Below are 17474 nucleotides of genomic sequence, written 5' to 3'. Positions count from 1 at the left end.
TCGGGTAAGGCCAAAGGGTCAGGGCCAAGGGTCAAGGCCGATGGGTCAGGGCCTTGACCCGGAGCTCCCGGCCCCGCGGCGGGCCGGGAGCGCGCGGTTCGTCGATCGTCAGTCCGCTGAGGCGACGATGTCGGCGAAGCGCTTTTGCGCATCTTCCACGGTCATGTCCGGCTTGGCGAAGAACTCGGAGAAAAGGTCCTCCTTCTGCTTTTGGGTGTCCTGCGACAGCAGTTGGTCCGTCCAGGGCATGACACTGCCCTTGGCCAGGATGTCGAGCCCTTTCTTCATGCAATCGTTCGCCGCCTTGAGGTCGATATCGCCGCGCACCGGCAGCGAGCCCTTCTTGAGGTTGAAGGCGACCTGCGTCTTGGGATCGAGCAGCGTTTCGGCCAGCGCCTCCTGCGCCTTGGACTTTTCAGCGTCCTGCAGCAGCGGGAAGTAGAAGGCGTCGCCGCCGGTGGCGATGACCTCGTTCAGGCCAAGGCCGGGAAGGCAGGTATAGTCCTTGCCGGCGGTCTGCCCGGCAACCTGGAACTCGCCCTGCGCCCAGTCGCCCATGATCTGGCCGCCAGCCTTGCCGGAGATGACCAGATTGGTGGCCTGGTTCCAGTCCTGCACATTGGTGTTCTTCGCCATCTTGCGGGCATCGTCCGCGGCCTTGAATACCTTGGCGACCTCGGGCCCGGCGGCGAATTCGGCATCCTTATCGCGATAGACCTTCAAGAAGGCGTCCGTGCCGCCGACCGCCGTAAGCAGCACGTCGAAGGCGCCCGAGGATTGCCAGGGCTGCCCGCCGACCGCCAGCGGTATGATGCCTGCCTTCTCCAGCGCCGGAGCGGCCGCGACATATTCATTCCAATTCTTCGGCACCGGCACACCGGCCTTTTCGAAGGCCGCGTTCGACAGCCACAGCCACTGCCAGGAGTGGATGTTGACCGGCACGCAATAGATCTTGCCGTCGAGGGTACAGCCGTCGAGCAGGCTCTTCGGCTGTACGATTTCCGCCCACTTGTCCCTGGTCGCCAGCTCGGTCAAATCGCGCATCAGACCGGCCTGCACCAGTTCTTCCGCTTGCCTTCCGTGGTTGAACTGGGTGGCGCCCATAGGGTCGCCGCCAGTGATGCGGCTGATCATGATCGGCCGCGCCGTGCCGCCGGAGCCGGCAATGGCGCCGTCGACCCAATGATTGCCGGTCGCGTCGAACGCCTTGGCGAATTCGGCGACCGCCGCCGCCTCGCCACCCGAAGTCCACCAATGGGTCACTTCCAGATCTGTCGCTGCCGCCGGGCCGGCGAATGGCAGCGCGGTCACCGCCAACGCAGCGGTCATCAATTGGTATCGCATTTCGGCTCCTCCCAGAATCTGAAACGTTACAGATTTTCGATACGGCAATTGTCGGAGGCGCGCAACCCCCAACAGGAGCAGTTCCGCATTTTTTCGAGGCGCGAACAAACTCGCCGCGCAATGTCCGCCCAATGTACCGCAGCAGGCAGGCTGCACTGCAATGCGTGAAATACGGCAAGACATTGCTCAGCGGGCAGGTCCTTGCCGACGCACACCGACTATGCGTCGAACGGAGCGCCGCTCATCCAAGTTAGCTTTTACCGGCCGCTGCGCGATGGCAAGTGACAATCTGTAACGTTTCAGTATATAGGGTGTTCATTCGGCGGGCCGAGCCGCGACCCGCCGATTGCCGACCTGCACGGCAACTGCTATGCGCCTGACGGGCGGGATGAATGGACAGAGATCAGACGGAAAAAGACGACGAGGCGTCGGGCCGGCCGACATTGAAGACGCTTGCCTTCATGACCGGGCTGGGCGTCACCACCGTGTCGCGGGCGCTGAAGGACGCGCCCGAGATCGGCGCCGAAACAAGGCGGCGCGTCCAGCTCGTCGCCAGGCAGATCGGTTATCGCCCCAACCGTGCCGGTGTGCGCCTGCGGACCGGCAAGACCAATGTCATCAGCCTGGTGCTCAACACCGAGCGCGAGATCATGAGCTTTGTCTCTGACATCATCTACGGCGTTTCGGAAGTCATCGCCGACACGCCCTACCACCTGATCGTCACGCCCTATTCACGCACCCAGGACCCCCTGGACCCGATACGTTATCTCATGGAAACCGGCTCCGCCGACGGCGTCATCATTTCGCGCACCCAGCCGAATGACCCCAGGGCCCGTTACATGCTGGAGCGAGGCATTCCCTTTGCCACGCATGGCCGCACGGGGCTGATCCACCCCTATCATGATTTCGACAACTATGCTTTCGCGGCCGATTCTGTGCGCCACCTGGCCGGCATCGGCCGCCGCCGGCTGGCTCTGCTGGCGCCTCCAGTCGAGCTGACCTACCACGGTCATACGCTGGACGGCTTCACCGATGCGCTCAGCGAGGTCGGCGCCAGCGAGATCCCGTTCAACACCGTTTCGGTCGATCATTCGATCGAGCAGATCAGGATGAGGACCGCGCAGCTGATGCGCCGCGACGTCAGGCCGGACGGTTTCGTCAGCAGTGCCGCTGCCGCGACACTGGCCATCGTCGCCGGCATCGAGGACGCCGGCCTCAAGCTCGGCCGGGACGTCGACGTGGTGTCCAAGCAGTCGTCCGACCTGCTGCACCTGTTCCGCAGGGAATTGCTGGTCGTCAACGAGAACTTCCGGCTGGCCGGCGCCGAGCTCGCCCGCTCGGTGCTGGGCTGGATCGGCGGCGCAGCACCTGGCTCCCTGCAGAGCCTGAACAAGCCGACCGGGGTTCTGGCCTATCGCGGCTCCGACTAGAGCGGGATATGTTCAAATCGAACTCCCGCTCCATCTATTTGTCTTAGCCGCATTTCTGCGGCGCCAAGTGATTCCACTTGGCTGCAAAATGCGCGCTGCTGACTGGCAGCCTTGGGGCCGAAAACGAACCGGCAGCTGCGAAACCTGGACCTTCAAAAGCGAACAGGAGTGACGGCGACTGCCGTAAAATGGGCATCGAAGATAGGTGGATGCACGGAGATGATGGCGCCACTCCAATCAGCTTCCCGATGCTAGCCTTACGGCTGAGATCTGAAGCGGTTCATCTCGGCCTCTAATCACATGAAATCCGAGGTTCTCCGTGACGACATGTGGAGGTAGAACACGGATACCGGCGAGAAGATCTGCGGAGACCAGAATAGGTTGACCGAGAGCCTTGGATAGCGACTCCAGACGTCCAGTGGTGTTCACGACATCGCCGAAATACGCGATCTTGTGTCGCTCAAGGCCAATCTCAGCCGTTACCACCGACCCGCAATGCAGGACGGCGCGAAACTCCGGCACTTGCCCGAAACGCGCTTGCCACGCCGCCGCCTGATCCCTTATGGCCGCCGCGAAGTCGAAGACGCAACGAAGACACGCGGCGTCCCGCATGCCGCGATCCATGGGCCAGGTGACCAGCGCCATATCGCCGATATAGTCGTCAATAGAGCCCTGGGAGCGACGAACGGGAGACGCAAGTGCGTTGAATATCTGTCCGAGATAGGCCTGGGTCTCCAGATCGCCGTATCGCTCCGCGAAGTGCGTGGATCCGCTGACATCGAGAAACAGAAAGATGCGCTTCTCCTCGATGGGCCGATGATAGCGCCCAAGAAGCAGGCTGGTGAACAGGCTCGGCCCGATAAGGTCACGCAGTCGGAACACGAATGCGACGAGCGTGGAGACACCGAGTGAATACAGAAGACCGGACTCCGACATCACCATGGCTTCCCGCGCGGTGCTCATATAGCCGATGAGATGGTGAAGCGCTGTGCCGGCGGCGGCGTTGCCGATCAAGATCATCAAACCGTAGGTTGCGATCGTAGCCACGACGAAGACCGGCGTTGCCGCTTGCCGGATGATATCGCGCCATCGGCGCAAGATAACGCCGCGCTCATACAACAGAATAGGAGTTCCGATGAACACGCCCCTGACTGCGGAGTGCAGGGCCTCGACGTCGAACATCAGCGCGTAGGCCAAGCCCGCTACTGCCCCCACAATGGGTGCGAGGAGCCACTGCAAAGGGCGACGAAAGCGGTCCCGGCCAGTGTTCATTTCGTATCCTGCTCGATGAGATCGGGTCTCGGCCTGTTGCTCGGTGCGGTTGTGATTTCATCAGTTTCGCCCTGGCACCCTCGATCATGTATCGCGGTATGGCGATTTGCTCAGGCCAGGCTCGCCACCTCCAGTATGGCGTCTGCAAATGCCCGCGGGGCTTCTTGCGGAAGATTATGCCCTATGCCGCCGGATATGAGCCGGTGCTCGTATTTGCCGGAGAACATCTTCGCGTAGGCGCTGGGGTCGGGATGCGGCGCGCCGTTGGCGTCCCCCTCAAGGGTGATCGTCGGCACGCCGATCACCGGCGCCTTTGCAAGCCGCTGCTCCAGAACGTCATATTGGGGTTCGCCTTCTGCGAGGCCGAGCCGCCAGCGGTAATTGTGGATGACGACCGCCACATGATCCGGATTGTCGAAGGCCCTGGCGCTGCGCTCGAACGTGGCATCGTCGAAATTCCACTGCGGCGAGGCAATCTGCCAGATCAGCTTGGCAAAATCCCACCGGTACTTTTCGTAGCCGGCCTGGCCGCGTTCGGTGGCGAAGTAGTACTGGTACCACCACTGCAGCTCGGCCTTTGGCGGCAGAGGCATCTTGTTGGCCTCCTGGCTGCCGATCAGGTAGCCGCTGACCGAAACCAAGGCCTTGCAGCGTTCCGGCCACAGTGCCGCAATGATGTTGGCCGTGCGTGCGCCCCAGTCGCAACCGCCGACAATCGCCTTATCGATCTGCAGTGCATCCATCAGCGCGATGACATCGACGGCGACCACCGCCTGCTGGCCATTTCGCGGTGTTTCGCTGGAGAGAAACTGCGTCGAGCCGTAGCCGCGCAGATAGGGGACGATGACGCGAAAGCCCCTCGACGCCAAGATAGCCGCAACGTCGACATAGGTGTGGATATCGTACGGCCATCCATGCAGGAGGATGACGACCGACCCTTTGCTAGGACCGACTTCGGCATATCCAATGTCGAGTACGCCAGCTTTAACCTGCTTCAACGGACCGAACGACGTGTTCGCTTCTGGTTCGATTGTGTTGGCGTCCGGTTTTGTAATGCTGGACTGCGCATATGCCGAGCCCGTCATGGCAAACTGAGCGGCCGCGACGGTGGTGACGGCCACGCCCAAAAGGTGCCGCCGATGGAGGTCGATCTGTTCGGTCATAGTGGTTTGTACCCGTTGATAAGGCATGGTGCCTGGTGGAAGATTATCTTCGGTCGACTGTCACATCGGACACGTCGACCGTGATAGGTGCGAATGCTTGGTTTGCGACCCGCTCGGCGTCATGGAGGTCCTCTGGCGCTTTACTCAGGCTGACCCATTGAGTTTTCGCTTGGTTACGCGGCCACGGCGATGCCGTACCGCGCTGGCGAGGTGTTGAGCGAAAGATTTGGGATGAGTTTCTGCCGCGCCGCCTCATAGGCGTGCCAGTCGGCGACGTCGGGAAGCGAGGGAATAGTCACCAACTCGCCCTGGTCGAGGCCGGCAAGGGCCGCGTCGACGAGGTCATCGGACTGCATGATCGCCTTGCTCGGCAGATCGTCGAGTGAACCTCCTGATACGTCCCAGAAATTGGTGGCGATGGCGCCGGGCAGAACCGCCTGGATGCGCAGCTTCTTGTCCGCAAGCTCCTTGTGGAGCGACAGGCTGAAAGCGAGCACAAAGGCTTTCGTCGCGCCATAGACGCCGTTGAGGATTTCCGGCGCGATGGCGACCGCTGACGAGATGTTGATGATTGTGCCGCCGCCTCGCGCCACAAAGGCCGGAGCCGCTGCATAAGTCAAGCGGGTCAACGCCGTGATGTTGAGCCCGATCATCGCTTGCATCTTGTCGATGTCGGATTCCAAGAGCGGCGCGACGGCGCCGATGCCAGCGTTATTGACCAGCATCGTGATGGCGGGATCGGCGCCGAGCAAGGTCTCGATCCGGCCCAGATCCGCCTTGTCGTTGAGGTCAGCCGCAACGGCGCTGACGTTGCGATTCGTTGAGCCGGCGATGCGCCTGGCCACTTCGTCCAGCCTCTCCTGGCTGCGCGCCACGAGAATGAGGTCATAGCCGCGGCGCGCGAGCCGGTCGGCGTAGATCGCTCCAATCCCGGCGGAGGCGCCGGTCACCATCGCGATGCCCATTTTGGAATGCGTCATTGATCGTTCTCCCATACGATTGCGCCGGCAACAGCGCGCGTGAAAACATCAGCGGCAAACCAGGCTTGGATCGCCGGTTGAGCTGGGCGGCGGGACGGCGACCCGTCCCGCTCACCCGATTTTGGGTTGCTGCTTAGAGCGGCAGCGGCTTGCCGGCCTGTTCCGCCACCATGTACTTGGCGTACCAGTCCGGCCAATTCTCATCGCGTTGGCCGCCGTTGCGCTTCTCGTGCTCGCCATGGGCCTCAGCTGCCCGCCGCATCGCAGAGGCAAGATCGGCCTCAGAAGCGTAACTTGTCGTGTTGGTGTCGATCCGGCCGGGAAACCGGGTAGTGACTTCCTGCAGCAGCCACTCATTGCCGTCCGGATCACTGAACGTGGCGTAGGTGAAGTAACTGCGGCGTTCCGGATCCAGACCTGTGATGGCCGGCTTTCCAGGCCCGGCGCGGTGGAAAATCTCGCTCACTTCGGCACCGTGAGCGATGAGCTCTTCGCGCGCTTCGACGATGTCCGACACGACCAGATACAGTCCTCGAGCCGATCCCGGCGTGGCCGACGTGATCCCCTTGCCGAAGTGAATCGAGCTCGGCGAACCCGGGGGCGTGAACTGAACGGCGTGAAAGTCGTCCCCGACGGCAAAGTCGGCGTCGAGTCGCCAGCCCAGGTCGCCATAGAAGCGCTTGGAGCGCTCGACATTCGAGATTGGGATAACGACGACCTCGAGCTTCATGTCTGTCGCTCGCGTGGAGGACGCGACATCTCTTGCAATAACAGCGTGGTTCATGATGGTCTCCTATTTCCCTTGGTTGTGTTGACGTGCGCATGCTTCGCTGGGCGTTACTTGCCAGGCGTTATTCATCCAGCGCGACGAGCGGCTTTCCTTTTTCGACGATGTAGGTAGCGAGCTCGAGCGCTTTGCCGCTGCCCACGTTCTTGGCCGTGTGGCTTGTTCCCTGTGGGATAAAGAGCGTATCGCCGGCGCTGAGTGTCAGCGGCGGCTTACCCTGGAGCGTGTACTCCAGCTGGCCCTCGACGACATAGGCGATCTCTTCGCCAGGATGCGCGTGCCAAGGCGCCGTCACGCCCGGGGCGAATTCGACAAGCACCTGAATGACTTCACGTCCGGGGATGCCGAGGTCCGCCCGCAGCAAGTCGGTGCGCCCTACACCGAGCAATTGTGCCTCTTCGGTTTGCGCCAGCAGCGGCGTGAGAACAGCACCGGCAAAAAGCGTCGCCGCCGCGATCATTCGAAACGTTTTCATGGCTATTTTCCTTTGGCGTTCGCGGTTTGAGGATTAGTGTGCCGGCCGCAGAGACCTGAAGGCGGCGCGCAGTTCGGCCGAGAAGAGCTCCGGCTCCTCCCAGGCGGCGAAGTGTCCGCCCTTGTTCACTTCGTTGAAGTAGATCAGGTTGGGATAGGCGCGCCGGGCCCAGGTCTCGGGCGCTCGATAGACCTCTTCGGGGAATACCGAGATGGCGACCGGGAGCGAGATATCGGAGGTTTTCTGCGCCGCTGCGAGAAGCACGCTCTGGCCCATCGTCTCCCAGTAGAGCCGCGCCGCCGAAGTCGCGCTGTTCGTCAGCCAGTACAGCGTGACGTTATCCAGCATCTCGTCCCTGCTGAGCAGGCGCTCGGGTTCGCCGTTGTTGTAGTCGTACATCCAGCCGGCGAGCCCGGCCGGCGAATCCGTCAATGCGTAGCCAATTGCCTGTGGCCGCGTGCCCATCATTGCCGCGTAGGCCCGATATTTCTTGTAGAAGTTTTCGAGCGAACCGAACGCCACACCTTCCTTCTCGGTGAGGCTGGCTGGCGCCGGCCCGCCGGCGGCAAGCACTGCGGCCGCGTCCGCCGGTATCGTTGCCGGCAAGTTGATGTGGATGCCAAGCAATCCCTTTGGCGCCTGGCGTGCCAACGCGCTTGAAACGGGCGCGCCCCAGTCGCCGCCCTGGGCAACGTAGTGGTCGTAGCCCAGGCGCTGCATCAGTTCGGCCCAGGCACTTGCGATGCGGTCTGGATTCCAGCCCACGCCGCGCGGCTTGCCGGAGAACCCGTAGCCGGGCATCGAGGGCAGCACCAGGTCGAAGGCATCCTCAGGCCTGCCGCCATGCTGCGTGGGGTCCGTGAGCGGGCCGACCGTCTGGATCAGTTCGAAGACGGAGCCGGGCCAACCATGCGTCATGATTAGCGGCAGGGCGTTGGGTTGCTTCGATCGAACGTGAAGGAAGTGGATGTCGAGCCCGTCGATCTCGGTCATGAACTGCGGCAGGGCATTCAGCTTTGCCTCAGCCTTGCGCCAGTCGTGCTCGGTTCCCCAGTAACGGACGATCTCCTGCAATCTTGCGAGCTGAATGCCCTGCGACCGATCGGCGACGGTCTCCTGGTCCGGCCAGCGTGTCGCCATTATGCGCCGGCGAAGCTCGTCAATCTCTTCCTGCGGGATGTTGACGGTGAACGGGCGGATCGAGTTGCCGCCGCCCGTTGCCAACGCTGCTCCCGGAAGAAGCGCGATGGCCCCGGCTGCCGCTGTCGCTGCAAGTAGATGCCGTCGAGTAAGTGATCGTGCCGACATGACATTCTCCCTGTTTGCTGATGCTTTGGACGGCACACAGATCGACTGTCAGGCGAGGCAAAGCTATTGCACGATGGTATCGGCGATACCTTTGTATTGGCCCGGCGATGCCTCATCATCGAACCGACACCAAGGCACAATGGACGCCGCGATCACGCCGGCGCATTGTCACGCGCACGCGATATCCGCGAAAGGACCGCAATGGAGATCGAACAGACCCGCGTTTTGGATGCACTTCCGGCGATGGTATGGACCGCGAAACCGGACGGGCACGTCGACTTCGTCAATCGACGCTGGTCAGAATATACGGGGCTCGATCTTGATCAGGTCCGCCGCTCCGGGTGGCAGGCTGCGACCGACCCGCAAGACTTGCCGAACCTGATCGAGAGTTGGCGATCGATGCTGGCTTGCGGGGAACCCGGCGAAATGGAAGCGCGCATGCGGCGCGTCGACGGGCAATACCGATGGTTCGTGATCCACTGCAGTCCGATGCGTGACGATGTCGGTCGTATCGTCGAGTGGTATGCGATCAACACCGACATCGATCAAAGGAAGCGCGCCGAAGAAACGCTTCGGCAGGACGAGGCGAGGCTAACCGCCGCAGAACGAGATATTCGGCAGACGATCGATACGATCCCCGTATTCGTTGCAACATACAGTCCGGACGGAACGCGCACTTTCGTGAACCGGACGTGGCAAGACTACATGGGCCTCACACTTGAGGACGCGACAGGTCCATCTGGGAAGACATTTCCGCATTTCTATCCGGATGATGTAGAACGGAACGATGCGGCGTGGAAAGTTGCACTGGAAAGCGGCGAGCCGCTTACCATTGACGTGCGGGTCAGGCGCGCCGATGGACAATATCGCTGGCACACATCTCGCCGTGTGCCCCATCGCGACGAAAACGGACGCGTCATCCGTTGGTATTCGGTCGGCATAGACATTGACGACCAGAGGCGCGCCGAAGAGGCGCTGCTTGCGAGCAGGCACGATCTTGGCCTCATCATCAACACCATACCCGTGATGGCATGGTCGGCTCGTCCTGACGGGTCACCTGATTTCTTCAACCAGCATTATCTCCACTACGTGGGCCTCTCCATTGGCCAGTCAAAGGACTGGGAGCCGGCTGGTCCGTTGTCCGAGTATTGGGACTTGACTGCGGCTGTCCATCCCGACGACGTAGACCGACTTGCCGCCACATGGGAGGCTATATTGGCGTCAGGCAAGTCGGGCGAAACGGAAGCACGCCTCCGCCGCTTCGACGGCAAGTATCGGTGGTTCCTGTTTCGGGCCAATCCCCTGCGCGACGAAGCCGGAAACATCGTCAAATGGTACGGCACGCATACCGACATCCACGGGCGAAAGCGTGCCGAAGACGCGCTCAAGCGCAGCGAAGCATTCCTGTCGGAGGGTCAGTACCTGGCCCGCATGGGGAATTTGTCCTGGCAAGTCGCAACGGGCAAGATCACCTGGTCCGAGCCTCTTTACCGCATCTTCGAATTCGAGCCGGGTACGCTCGTAACGCTCGAACGAATAGCCAGCCGAGTTCATCCCGAAGACCTGCCTCTGATGGGGGACATGGTTGAACGGGCGCAGCGCGGTGATGGCGACTTTGAATACCAGCACCGGATTGTCTTGCCCGACCTGTCGGTCAAGCACCTGCACCTGATCGCCCACCGCGCACGCAACGATTCCGGCCACATCGAGTATGTTGGCGCGGTTCTTGACATCACGCAACGGCGGAGCTCCGAAGAGGCGCTGGAGAAAGTCCGATCCGAACTTGCACAAGCTACGCGGGCTATGAGCTTGGGCGTGTTGACCGCGTCGATTGCACACGAAGTGAACCAACCGCTCTCGGGCATTGTCACCAACGCCGGCACCTGCCTTCGCATGCTGGCGGCCGACCCGCCTAATGTTGACGGCGCGCGGGAAACTGCGCGGCGCACAATCAGGGATGGCAACCGCGCGGCTGATGTGATCGCCCGGCTTCGCGCTCTGTTCGCCAAAAAGGCCACGATTGTTGAACCGGTCGATCTCAACAACGCGGCGGCAGAGGTGGTCGCATTGCTTTCGGGAGACCTTCAGCGAAACAAGGTGCTCCTTCAGACCCAGCTTGCAGACGGACTCCCGCTCGTCGGCGGCGATCGGGTCCAACTGCAACAGGTCATCATGAACCTGTTGCGCAACGCATCCGACGCGATGGTCGCCGTCGACGATCGACCAAGACTTGTCGTGCTTGGCACTCGGCTTGGGGAGGACGGAAAGGTGCACCTTTTTGTGCGGGATACCGGAATCGGGTTCGATGCTCAGGGTGCGGAGCGGCTCTTCGATGCTTTCTACACGACGAAAGCCGAGGGCATGGGAATGGGCCTGTCCGTCAGTCGTTCCATCGTCGAAAGCCATGGCGGGCGGCTTTGGGCGGAGGCGAATGTCGGTCCTGGATCGACCTTCTCGTTTTCAATCCACGAATATCTCCGCGCAGAGTCACCACCTGCCCATCCGCCTGGCGCCATATCGGCACCGACCAGCGGCAGCGCCTCAATACAACGAGGTTTTTCATGAACGTTCGCCGCCCACTCGTGTCGATCGTCGATGACGATGAGTCCGTGCGCGAGTCTCTGCCCGACCTGTTGAGCGAGTTCGGCTTCCGCGCCGAAGCGTTCTCTTCGGCGGAGGAGTTTCTGGGGTCAGGCATCATCAACGAGACCGAGTGCCTGGTGCTTGACATCAGCATGCCCGGCATGACGGGGCCTGAACTCGAACTAGAGTTGGCGCGCCGGGGCCAGCCTATCCCCATCATCTACATTACGGCGCAGAGTTATGAGACCGCGCGGCCGGACCTTCTAAAAAAGGGTGCGGTAGAATGCCTATTCAAGCCGTTTAGCGACACAGCCCTGCAGAAAGCGCTCAACCTGGCCTTCGCTGATGATTGAACGCGACTTGCTATGCCGATCCGCAAGGGATACTTCCCGCACACACGGATTTGGCAACTGCACCGAGCAAGGGCAAGGCCGGCATGATGTCACACGAAACGCCTGTCGTATTCGTCGTTGACGACGACATTTCTGTGCGTGAATCGCTGGAATTGCTGATCCGTTCAGCGGGCTTCCATCCGGAGCCCTGCTCGTCGGCGCAGGAATTTCTGTCTCGGCCCCGAGCCCTGGTTCCGAATTGTCTGATTCTTGACGTCAACCTTCCCGATCTCAGCGGGCTCGACTTGCAACAACTTGTCTCCGTCGAGCGAACCGACATGCCGATTATCTTCGTCACTGGCTACGGCGACGTGCCGATGACAGTCAAAGCGATGAAGGCTGGAGCCGTAGAATTCCTGACCAAGCCGTTTGGGGACGACGTACTCTTGACGGCCGTCGAGCACGCGCTTGAACGTAGCCGGGCTGCACGTGCGAACGAGTTGGACAAGCAAGTGCTCCGTGAGCGCTATTCATCACTCAGTCACCGCGAAGCGGAGGTGATGGCGCTGGTCGTGACGGGACTGTTGAACAAGCAGGTTGGCTTCGAGCTCGGCATCAGCGAGATCACAGTAAAAGCCCATCGCGGCCAGGTTATGCGAAAGATGAAGGCCGGTTCCCTTCCCGAACTGGTCAACATGGCTGCAAAGCTGAATCTCGGGCAGTCACCGCATCTCAGTTCGTTGCAAAGCCGAGGTGTCACATCCTGGCGCGACGGCTAAATAGGATGCAGCCGGCCCGCCAGATCTTGGCGATGGTCGGCATCGGCAGGTTCCAGCTGAACTCCTTCGACGCGCAGCTGATGCGCCGCGACGTCAGGCCGGACGGTTTCGTCAGCAGGTGCCGCTGCCGCGACACTGGCCATTGTCGCCGGCATCGAGGACGCCGGCCTCAAGCTCGGCCGGGATGTCGACGTGGTGTCCAAGCAGTCGTTCGACTTGCTGCATCTGTTCCGCAGGGAATTGCTGGTCGTCAACGAGAACTTCCGGCTCGCCGACGCCGAGCTCGCCCGCTCCGTGCTGGGCTGGATCGGCGGCGCAGCACCTGGCTCCCTGCAGAGCCCGAGCAAGCCGACCGGGGTTCTGGCCTATCGCGGCTCCGACTAGAGCGGGATATGTTCAAATTGAACTCCCGCTCCATCAATTTGTCATACCCGCATTTCTGCGGCGCCACTGTGATTCCGCTTGGCCGCAAAATGCGCGCTGCTGACTGGCAACCTTTGGGGCCGATGAACGACCCGCTGCGCGGGAGGAGCGCGCGCGCTGAGGTAGAGGTTATGGGTCGATCGTCGCGCTCGCGTTGAGCGTAACGAGATTCGTCAACGAGGGCGGATGCCGAAAGACGGCACCGACCCGAGAACAGTAGCTTTATCATTTTTTGAATCCTGCGCGATAAGGTTCCGCGCATGTGGTTGAAGACTTACTTGATCATCACTGGCGTCGGCGCGTTCGTGGCGCTGACAATGCCATGGCTGGTCATCATCGGCAGTTTCCTGATTATTCCGGGGCTCATCCTCGCGTCGATGCCAACGGCCTTCATGTATGGCGTCGCCTTCGCGCTGTTCCGCTCGCTGCTCGGAAGTTTCCTTTCAGGCGTTCCTCTGAACGTCATGTCGGGCGCCGCGACGCTGGCACTGTTTTGGACCATCCCCCAGCCAGGCCTCACCTGGGCGAGGGGCATGCTGGCCAGCCTGGAGGAGCCGGACATTCAGGCGAGCGCACCGATTGCGCTCAAGGGCGACATTCTCCTCGCCCGCCCCTTCGAGGGCCGTTGCGATGCATTGTGCGCGGCCTTGCTCAAGACCCCGGGCGTCACTTCGGTCCGCGTCCAGACCCCTCGCGGTCATTCCAATACCTATCGCATCGTGCCGGACTCGACGCCCGGCAAACGAAGCACCGTCATCGGGCATGGCCTACTGGAAGAGCGGCGCTACGATGCCTCCGATCCGCTCTCCCATCAGCGCGCGCTGGAAGCCGAATGGAACCTGATGATGTCAGAGGGCAAGGCGCTGCTGCAAAGCGACGACGCCCCCGAAACCGACTTCACCATCGCGATCGAGGATGGCCCTGCCGTGCCCGATGCCAAGCCCGGATCGGGACGGGTGGATTGGTCGCTCGAACCCTCCGCTCCCCACCGCAAGGCGCTCACCATCACCGGCGCCGGTGAACAGGTGCTGCTGCGGCAGTCGATCGTGTCGATCTTTGCCCCGGCGGCACCGTTGCTGATCGGGATTTCGGGCGGGATCGAGAACTTCCGGTTTGGCTGGGCGCGTCGGCGGCTCGGTGACGGAAGGATGTACGCCGAGGTTCCGGTCAACCGGCTGCTACTCGACCACACCAGCGTTTCGCGCGGCGTGGATATGGAAGCGGCGAAAACGAAAACGCGCGAGGGACTTGCCAGAGCGCTAGACGATCCGCGCAAGCCGGTGAGCGATCCCGCGTTCGCGCTCGCCAATCAGTGGATGGACTCGTTCCGCGCGAACGACCAGCCGCTCGGCGAGAGCGACCGGCGTCTGCTGGTTCGCATCTTGGAGGACCCGCGGGTGCGATCCTCAGACGGACTGTGGGCGATCATCAAACAGGTCGATGGCGACTCCGCCGATCTGCGGCGGCTCGCCGCCCGCCGCTACCTAGCGGCCACCGACAAGAAGGAGGCGCGCCACTGGGTCAATGCCCTGGCCGGTCTCCCTGTAGGTGCATACGCCGATCCTCTGCCGGAAGAGCGCGCAATTCTCGCCGATCCGGCGGTCAGCCGCTTTGCCACCGGCCTGATCAAGCGCCAGGGCGACCGCGGCGTCGATGCCGTGCCCGACCTGTTGCGGCTGCTGCGCGAGTACTCCGTCTACGATCCGGGCAAGTATGGCTTCAGCGACCTGACCGCGGCTACCGATGCCGTGCGAAGCGGCTTTCGCCGCATTGGCCCTGCGGCCTCTTTCGCGCGGCCTGAGATCGAGCAGCTCCTGGCGTCGCCGGGTCTGGAGTACCGCTACAAGACGCTCGGCCAGGAAGAATGGGACACGCTGCTGGTCGTCCTCGGGAAGCCTGTCGAAACGCTTGCCAAGCCGGAAAACCAAAGTGGAACCGAGGCGAGGTACCGCGAGCGCGTCGCTCAACGGGCCGCCAAGCCTTACGATTCGCGCCGGGATTGATCGCCGAAACGGGAAGAAGAATCTTCGGGGACAGAGCTACGTCCGGCGACAGGCAAGCAGACGCGCACTCCCCGACATAGATGCGGCTGGTTGTTGCTTAGCGATCATGTTTGCCGTTCGATCAACAAAGGTCGGTTCGGCCTTGGAATTCGGACTCTCAGACTGACGGCGTTTGGGCAGAACATGCGCTCGATTGCGTTCTGATCGATCTCGCTCACGTCTCGTCGTCGGCAACGCGAAACAGAAGCCGAATATACCGCTCCAAATGATCAAGACTTTCGCGCGCCAGCTCCGCGTCATTCCCTGCTTTCGCAAGGACGAATCCTCCTTGGATAACAGTCTGCGTGTATCGAGCTAGACTTTCGGCAGTCCAATCATCCGTAACACCGCGCTCACGGCGGGCCAGTTCAATGTCGGCCTCTAGCGTCGACGCATGATCGAACATGCTGGCTCCGCACGCATCGCGGATGCTGGGGAAGGTCATGTAGGCCTCTTGAGCCATCGTTCCGACCAGACAGCTGGACTCCGCCAGATCCTCCGTGATGATCGCTTTGCGAAAAGCGACATAGGCAAGCACCCGCTCCAACGCATCGCGAGGGTGATGATAGGGAGCCGCGGCGAAAAAGCCCGAGGTGGTCCTGGCCCAAAATTCCGCAGCTGCAACTCCCAGGGCTTCCTTGCTACCGAAGTTGTGGAAGAATGCCCCCTTGGTTACCTCAGCCGCCCTGCAAAGATCATCAATGCTGGCCGAGGCGAAGCCTTTGGCGCGGATAGTGTCCCTTGCAGCTTCCAGGAGCCGGGTTCGGGCATCACCGCGCTCGGGAGCATGTTTGGTTGGCCTAGACATGCGAATATTCATACCTTACGGTTGGTATGTGTCAACAGTAGAGCGCGCGTAGCTCTCGAAACACGGAACCCGATATGAATTTATATGACGACGACCTTACCCGGTTTGCCGAGCATGGAGCCGCCCTTCTCCCCGCCCCCGATCGCGAGGATCGCGTGGAGCATGACGGAGCCCTGATCTGGTAGCATCATTTGGCAGCGGTCCTCCCGTCATCCTGTTGCACGGCGGACTCGGCCACAGCGGCAATTGGGGATATCAGGTGCCGGCCTTGGTAGCGGCGGGCCACCGCGTCGTGACGATCGACAGTCGCGGGCACGGCCGCAGCACCCGCGATGACAGGCCATATTCCTATGAACTCATGGCTTCTGACGTCGTGGCTGTGATGGACCACCTTTCCCTCGACAAGGCTGCCTTCGTCGGCTGGAGTGACGGCGCTTGCGTCGCTCTGGTAGTTGCCTCCAAGGCACCAGCACGCGTGGCAGGCGTCTTCTTTTTCGCCTGCAACATGGATCCTGGTGGCACAAAGCAGATCGAACCGAGTCCGCTTCTCGATCGCTGCTTCAGTCGCCACAGGAAAGACTACGCCATGCTCTCCGCCACGCCAGCCGCCTTCGACCAGTTCGTCAGCGCGGTGGGGCTGATGATGCGAACCCAGCCGAACTATACCAAAGAGGACCTTGGCGCCATCGAGGTGCCTGTCATCGTCGCACTCGGCGAGCATGACGAATTCATCAAGCGAGAGCATGCCAACTACCTGGCCGACACTATTCCGGGGGCCGCATCAATCATTTTGCCCGGCGTTAGTCACTTTGCGCCGCTACAGCGTCCGGATGAATTCAACACGACGGTCCTTGCCTTCATAGCCAAGGTATCGATCTCGGGTTCGGACCGATGACCAGTAGCTAGCGGCCGCGGCGCAATCCCAATTATCGAACCATACTCCAAACCGGCAGAGTCGATATCGCCGATGATGGAATTCATTCTTCCCGGCGAGCAGCAGGGTCATAATGCGGGTTGATCACTCCACACTGCACGAGGTCGCCTGAGATTAAGCGCAATCTTGGGTAGTGGGCCGCCGGAGCATCCTGGACTTCGGGGGAAATGACCGCTTTGAGGACTGGAAATATCGGAGCTTAACCCGACCAATAATGCGGCGCTAACCTGCCGCTCCGCTGCCCCAAGGGCCATGGAACGCGCCCGGCCCGTCGATGCGCTCGAAGCCGTGCGCGCCGAAGAAATCGCGTTGCGCCTGGATCAGGTTCGAGGTGCCGCGGCCCTGGCGGTAGCTGTCGAAATAGGCAAGCGCCGACGACAGCGCCGGCACCGGCGAGCCGGCTTCCGACGCCCTTGCCACGATGCGCCGCAGCGATGGATGCGCCTCCTGCATCATCGCGATGAAGGCCGGCGCCATCAGGAGATTGGTGGTTGCGCCACCCTTGTCGAGGGCTTCCGCCATCGTGTCCAGCAATTGCGAGCGGATGATGCAGCCGGCCCGCCAGATCTTGGCGATGGTCGGCATCGGCAGGTTCCAGTTGAACTCCTTCGACGCGCCGCTCATCACCGCGAAGCCTTGCGCGTAGGCTGATATCTTGCCGGCGAACAGCGCCAGTTCAAGATCGTCAAGAAGCGCGTCCTTGTCTCCGGAAATGCTGGTCACGCCGCCATGGCCATAGGCCTTTTCGGCGGCCAGGCGCTCGTCCTTGATAGATGACAGGACGCGCGCCGCCACCGCCGCCGAATACTCGGCG

13 protein-coding genes and 4 pseudogenes are annotated in these 17474 nt (G+C 61.7%); 7 read left to right on the top strand and 10 right to left on the bottom strand.

The genetic code is table 11. The annotated features are described in order from the left end of the window. Positions 1-108: 108 nt before the first annotated feature. Positions 109-1344, bottom strand: coding sequence for an ABC transporter substrate-binding protein (locus JG739_RS07480; protein WP_202365914.1), 1236 nt, complete (start codon positions 1342-1344; stop codon positions 109-111). A gap of 392 nt (positions 1345-1736) precedes the next feature. On the opposite strand from JG739_RS07480, the gene JG739_RS07475 reads away from it, so the two are divergent. Continuing rightward, the gene (locus tag JG739_RS07475; protein WP_202365913.1) at positions 1737-2774 is read left to right on the top strand and encodes a LacI family transcriptional regulator; all 1038 of its coding nucleotides are present in this window, start codon (positions 1737-1739) and stop codon (positions 2772-2774) included. 237 nt (positions 2775-3011) lie between these two features. Here JG739_RS07475 and JG739_RS07470 read toward each other — a convergent pair whose 3' ends face one another. The 6 genes from JG739_RS07470 to JG739_RS07445 all read right to left on the bottom strand — a co-directional run bounded on the left by JG739_RS07470 (position 3012) and on the right by JG739_RS07445 (position 8759). Beyond that, a complete protein-coding gene (locus JG739_RS07470; RefSeq protein ID WP_202365912.1) occupies positions 3012-4046 on the bottom strand; it encodes an adenylate/guanylate cyclase domain-containing protein in 1035 nt (344 codons plus the stop codon). Between the two features lie 110 nt (positions 4047-4156). Further along, positions 4157-5209, bottom strand: a complete 1053-nt coding sequence (locus JG739_RS07465; RefSeq protein WP_202365911.1) for an alpha/beta fold hydrolase — start codon at positions 5207-5209, stop codon at positions 4157-4159. Between the two features lie 173 nt (positions 5210-5382). After that, positions 5383-6189 (bottom strand): SDR family NAD(P)-dependent oxidoreductase, encoded by an 807-nt coding sequence (locus JG739_RS07460; protein ID WP_202365910.1) that lies wholly within the window; start codon positions 6187-6189, stop codon positions 5383-5385. Between the two features lie 133 nt (positions 6190-6322). Then, entirely contained in the window at positions 6323-6973 is a 651-nt protein-coding gene (locus tag JG739_RS07455; protein WP_202365909.1) for a VOC family protein, read from the bottom strand. 67 nt (positions 6974-7040) lie between these two features. Then, positions 7041-7451 (bottom strand): cupin domain-containing protein, encoded by a 411-nt coding sequence (locus tag JG739_RS07450; RefSeq protein WP_202365908.1) that lies wholly within the window; start codon positions 7449-7451, stop codon positions 7041-7043. Positions 7452-7484: 33 nt separating this feature from the next. Beyond that, the gene (locus JG739_RS07445; RefSeq protein ID WP_202365907.1) at positions 7485-8759 is read right to left on the bottom strand and encodes an epoxide hydrolase family protein; all 1275 of its coding nucleotides are present in this window, start codon (positions 8757-8759) and stop codon (positions 7485-7487) included. A 66-nt stretch (positions 8760-8825) separates the two neighbouring features. Between JG739_RS07445 and JG739_RS07440 the strand changes: the two genes are divergently transcribed. The 3 genes from JG739_RS07440 to JG739_RS07430 all read left to right on the top strand — a co-directional run bounded on the left by JG739_RS07440 (position 8826) and on the right by JG739_RS07430 (position 12453). Continuing rightward, positions 8826-11324: a PAS domain-containing sensor histidine kinase gene (locus tag JG739_RS07440; RefSeq protein ID WP_202365906.1), complete on the top strand. Its 2499-nt coding sequence runs from the start codon at positions 8826-8828 to the stop codon at positions 11322-11324. Continuing rightward, the gene (locus JG739_RS07435) at positions 11321-11695 is read left to right on the top strand and encodes a response regulator transcription factor (RefSeq protein WP_202365905.1); all 375 of its coding nucleotides are present in this window, start codon (positions 11321-11323) and stop codon (positions 11693-11695) included. Before JG739_RS07440 ends, JG739_RS07435 begins: the two co-directional genes overlap by 4 nt. An 86-nt stretch (positions 11696-11781) precedes the next feature. After that, entirely contained in the window at positions 11782-12453 is a 672-nt protein-coding gene (locus JG739_RS07430) for a response regulator transcription factor (RefSeq protein WP_202367370.1), read from the top strand. Here the strand turns inward: JG739_RS07430 and JG739_RS36335 are convergent. Next, positions 12446-12535: pseudogene (locus tag JG739_RS36335) on the bottom strand (hypothetical protein); the annotation flags it as partial. The gene JG739_RS07430 and the pseudogene JG739_RS36335 sit on opposite strands and share 8 nt — an antisense overlap. Between JG739_RS36335 and JG739_RS35235 the strand changes: the two are divergent. Continuing rightward, a pseudogene (locus JG739_RS35235) lies at positions 12522-12837 on the top strand (LacI family transcriptional regulator); the annotation flags it as partial. The pseudogenes JG739_RS36335 and JG739_RS35235 sit on opposite strands and share 14 nt — an antisense overlap. A gap of 299 nt (positions 12838-13136) precedes the next feature. Beyond that, positions 13137-14879, top strand: a complete 1743-nt coding sequence (locus tag JG739_RS07415) for a hypothetical protein (protein WP_202365902.1) — start codon at positions 13137-13139, stop codon at positions 14877-14879. A 214-nt stretch (positions 14880-15093) separates the two neighbouring features. Here JG739_RS07415 and JG739_RS07410 read toward each other — a convergent pair whose 3' ends face one another. Continuing rightward, positions 15094-15726 (bottom strand): TetR/AcrR family transcriptional regulator, encoded by a 633-nt coding sequence (locus JG739_RS07410; RefSeq protein ID WP_202367369.1) that lies wholly within the window; start codon positions 15724-15726, stop codon positions 15094-15096. A gap of 74 nt (positions 15727-15800) precedes the next feature. On the opposite strand from JG739_RS07410, the pseudogene JG739_RS07405 reads away from it, so the two are divergent. Beyond that, positions 15801-16621: pseudogene (locus JG739_RS07405) on the top strand (alpha/beta fold hydrolase). A gap of 261 nt (positions 16622-16882) precedes the next feature. Here JG739_RS07405 and JG739_RS07400 read toward each other — a convergent pair. Then, positions 16883-17464, bottom strand: a pseudogene (locus tag JG739_RS07400) (NADP-dependent phosphogluconate dehydrogenase); the annotation flags it as partial. Positions 17465-17474 lie beyond the last annotated feature (10 nt).

Source organism: Mesorhizobium sp. L-2-11 (genome assembly GCF_016756595.1).
Lineage (GTDB): Bacteria > Pseudomonadota > Alphaproteobacteria > Rhizobiales > Rhizobiaceae > Mesorhizobium.
Note: the sequence above shows the minus strand (reverse complement) of the source record. Positions and strands in the feature narration are given on the sequence as shown.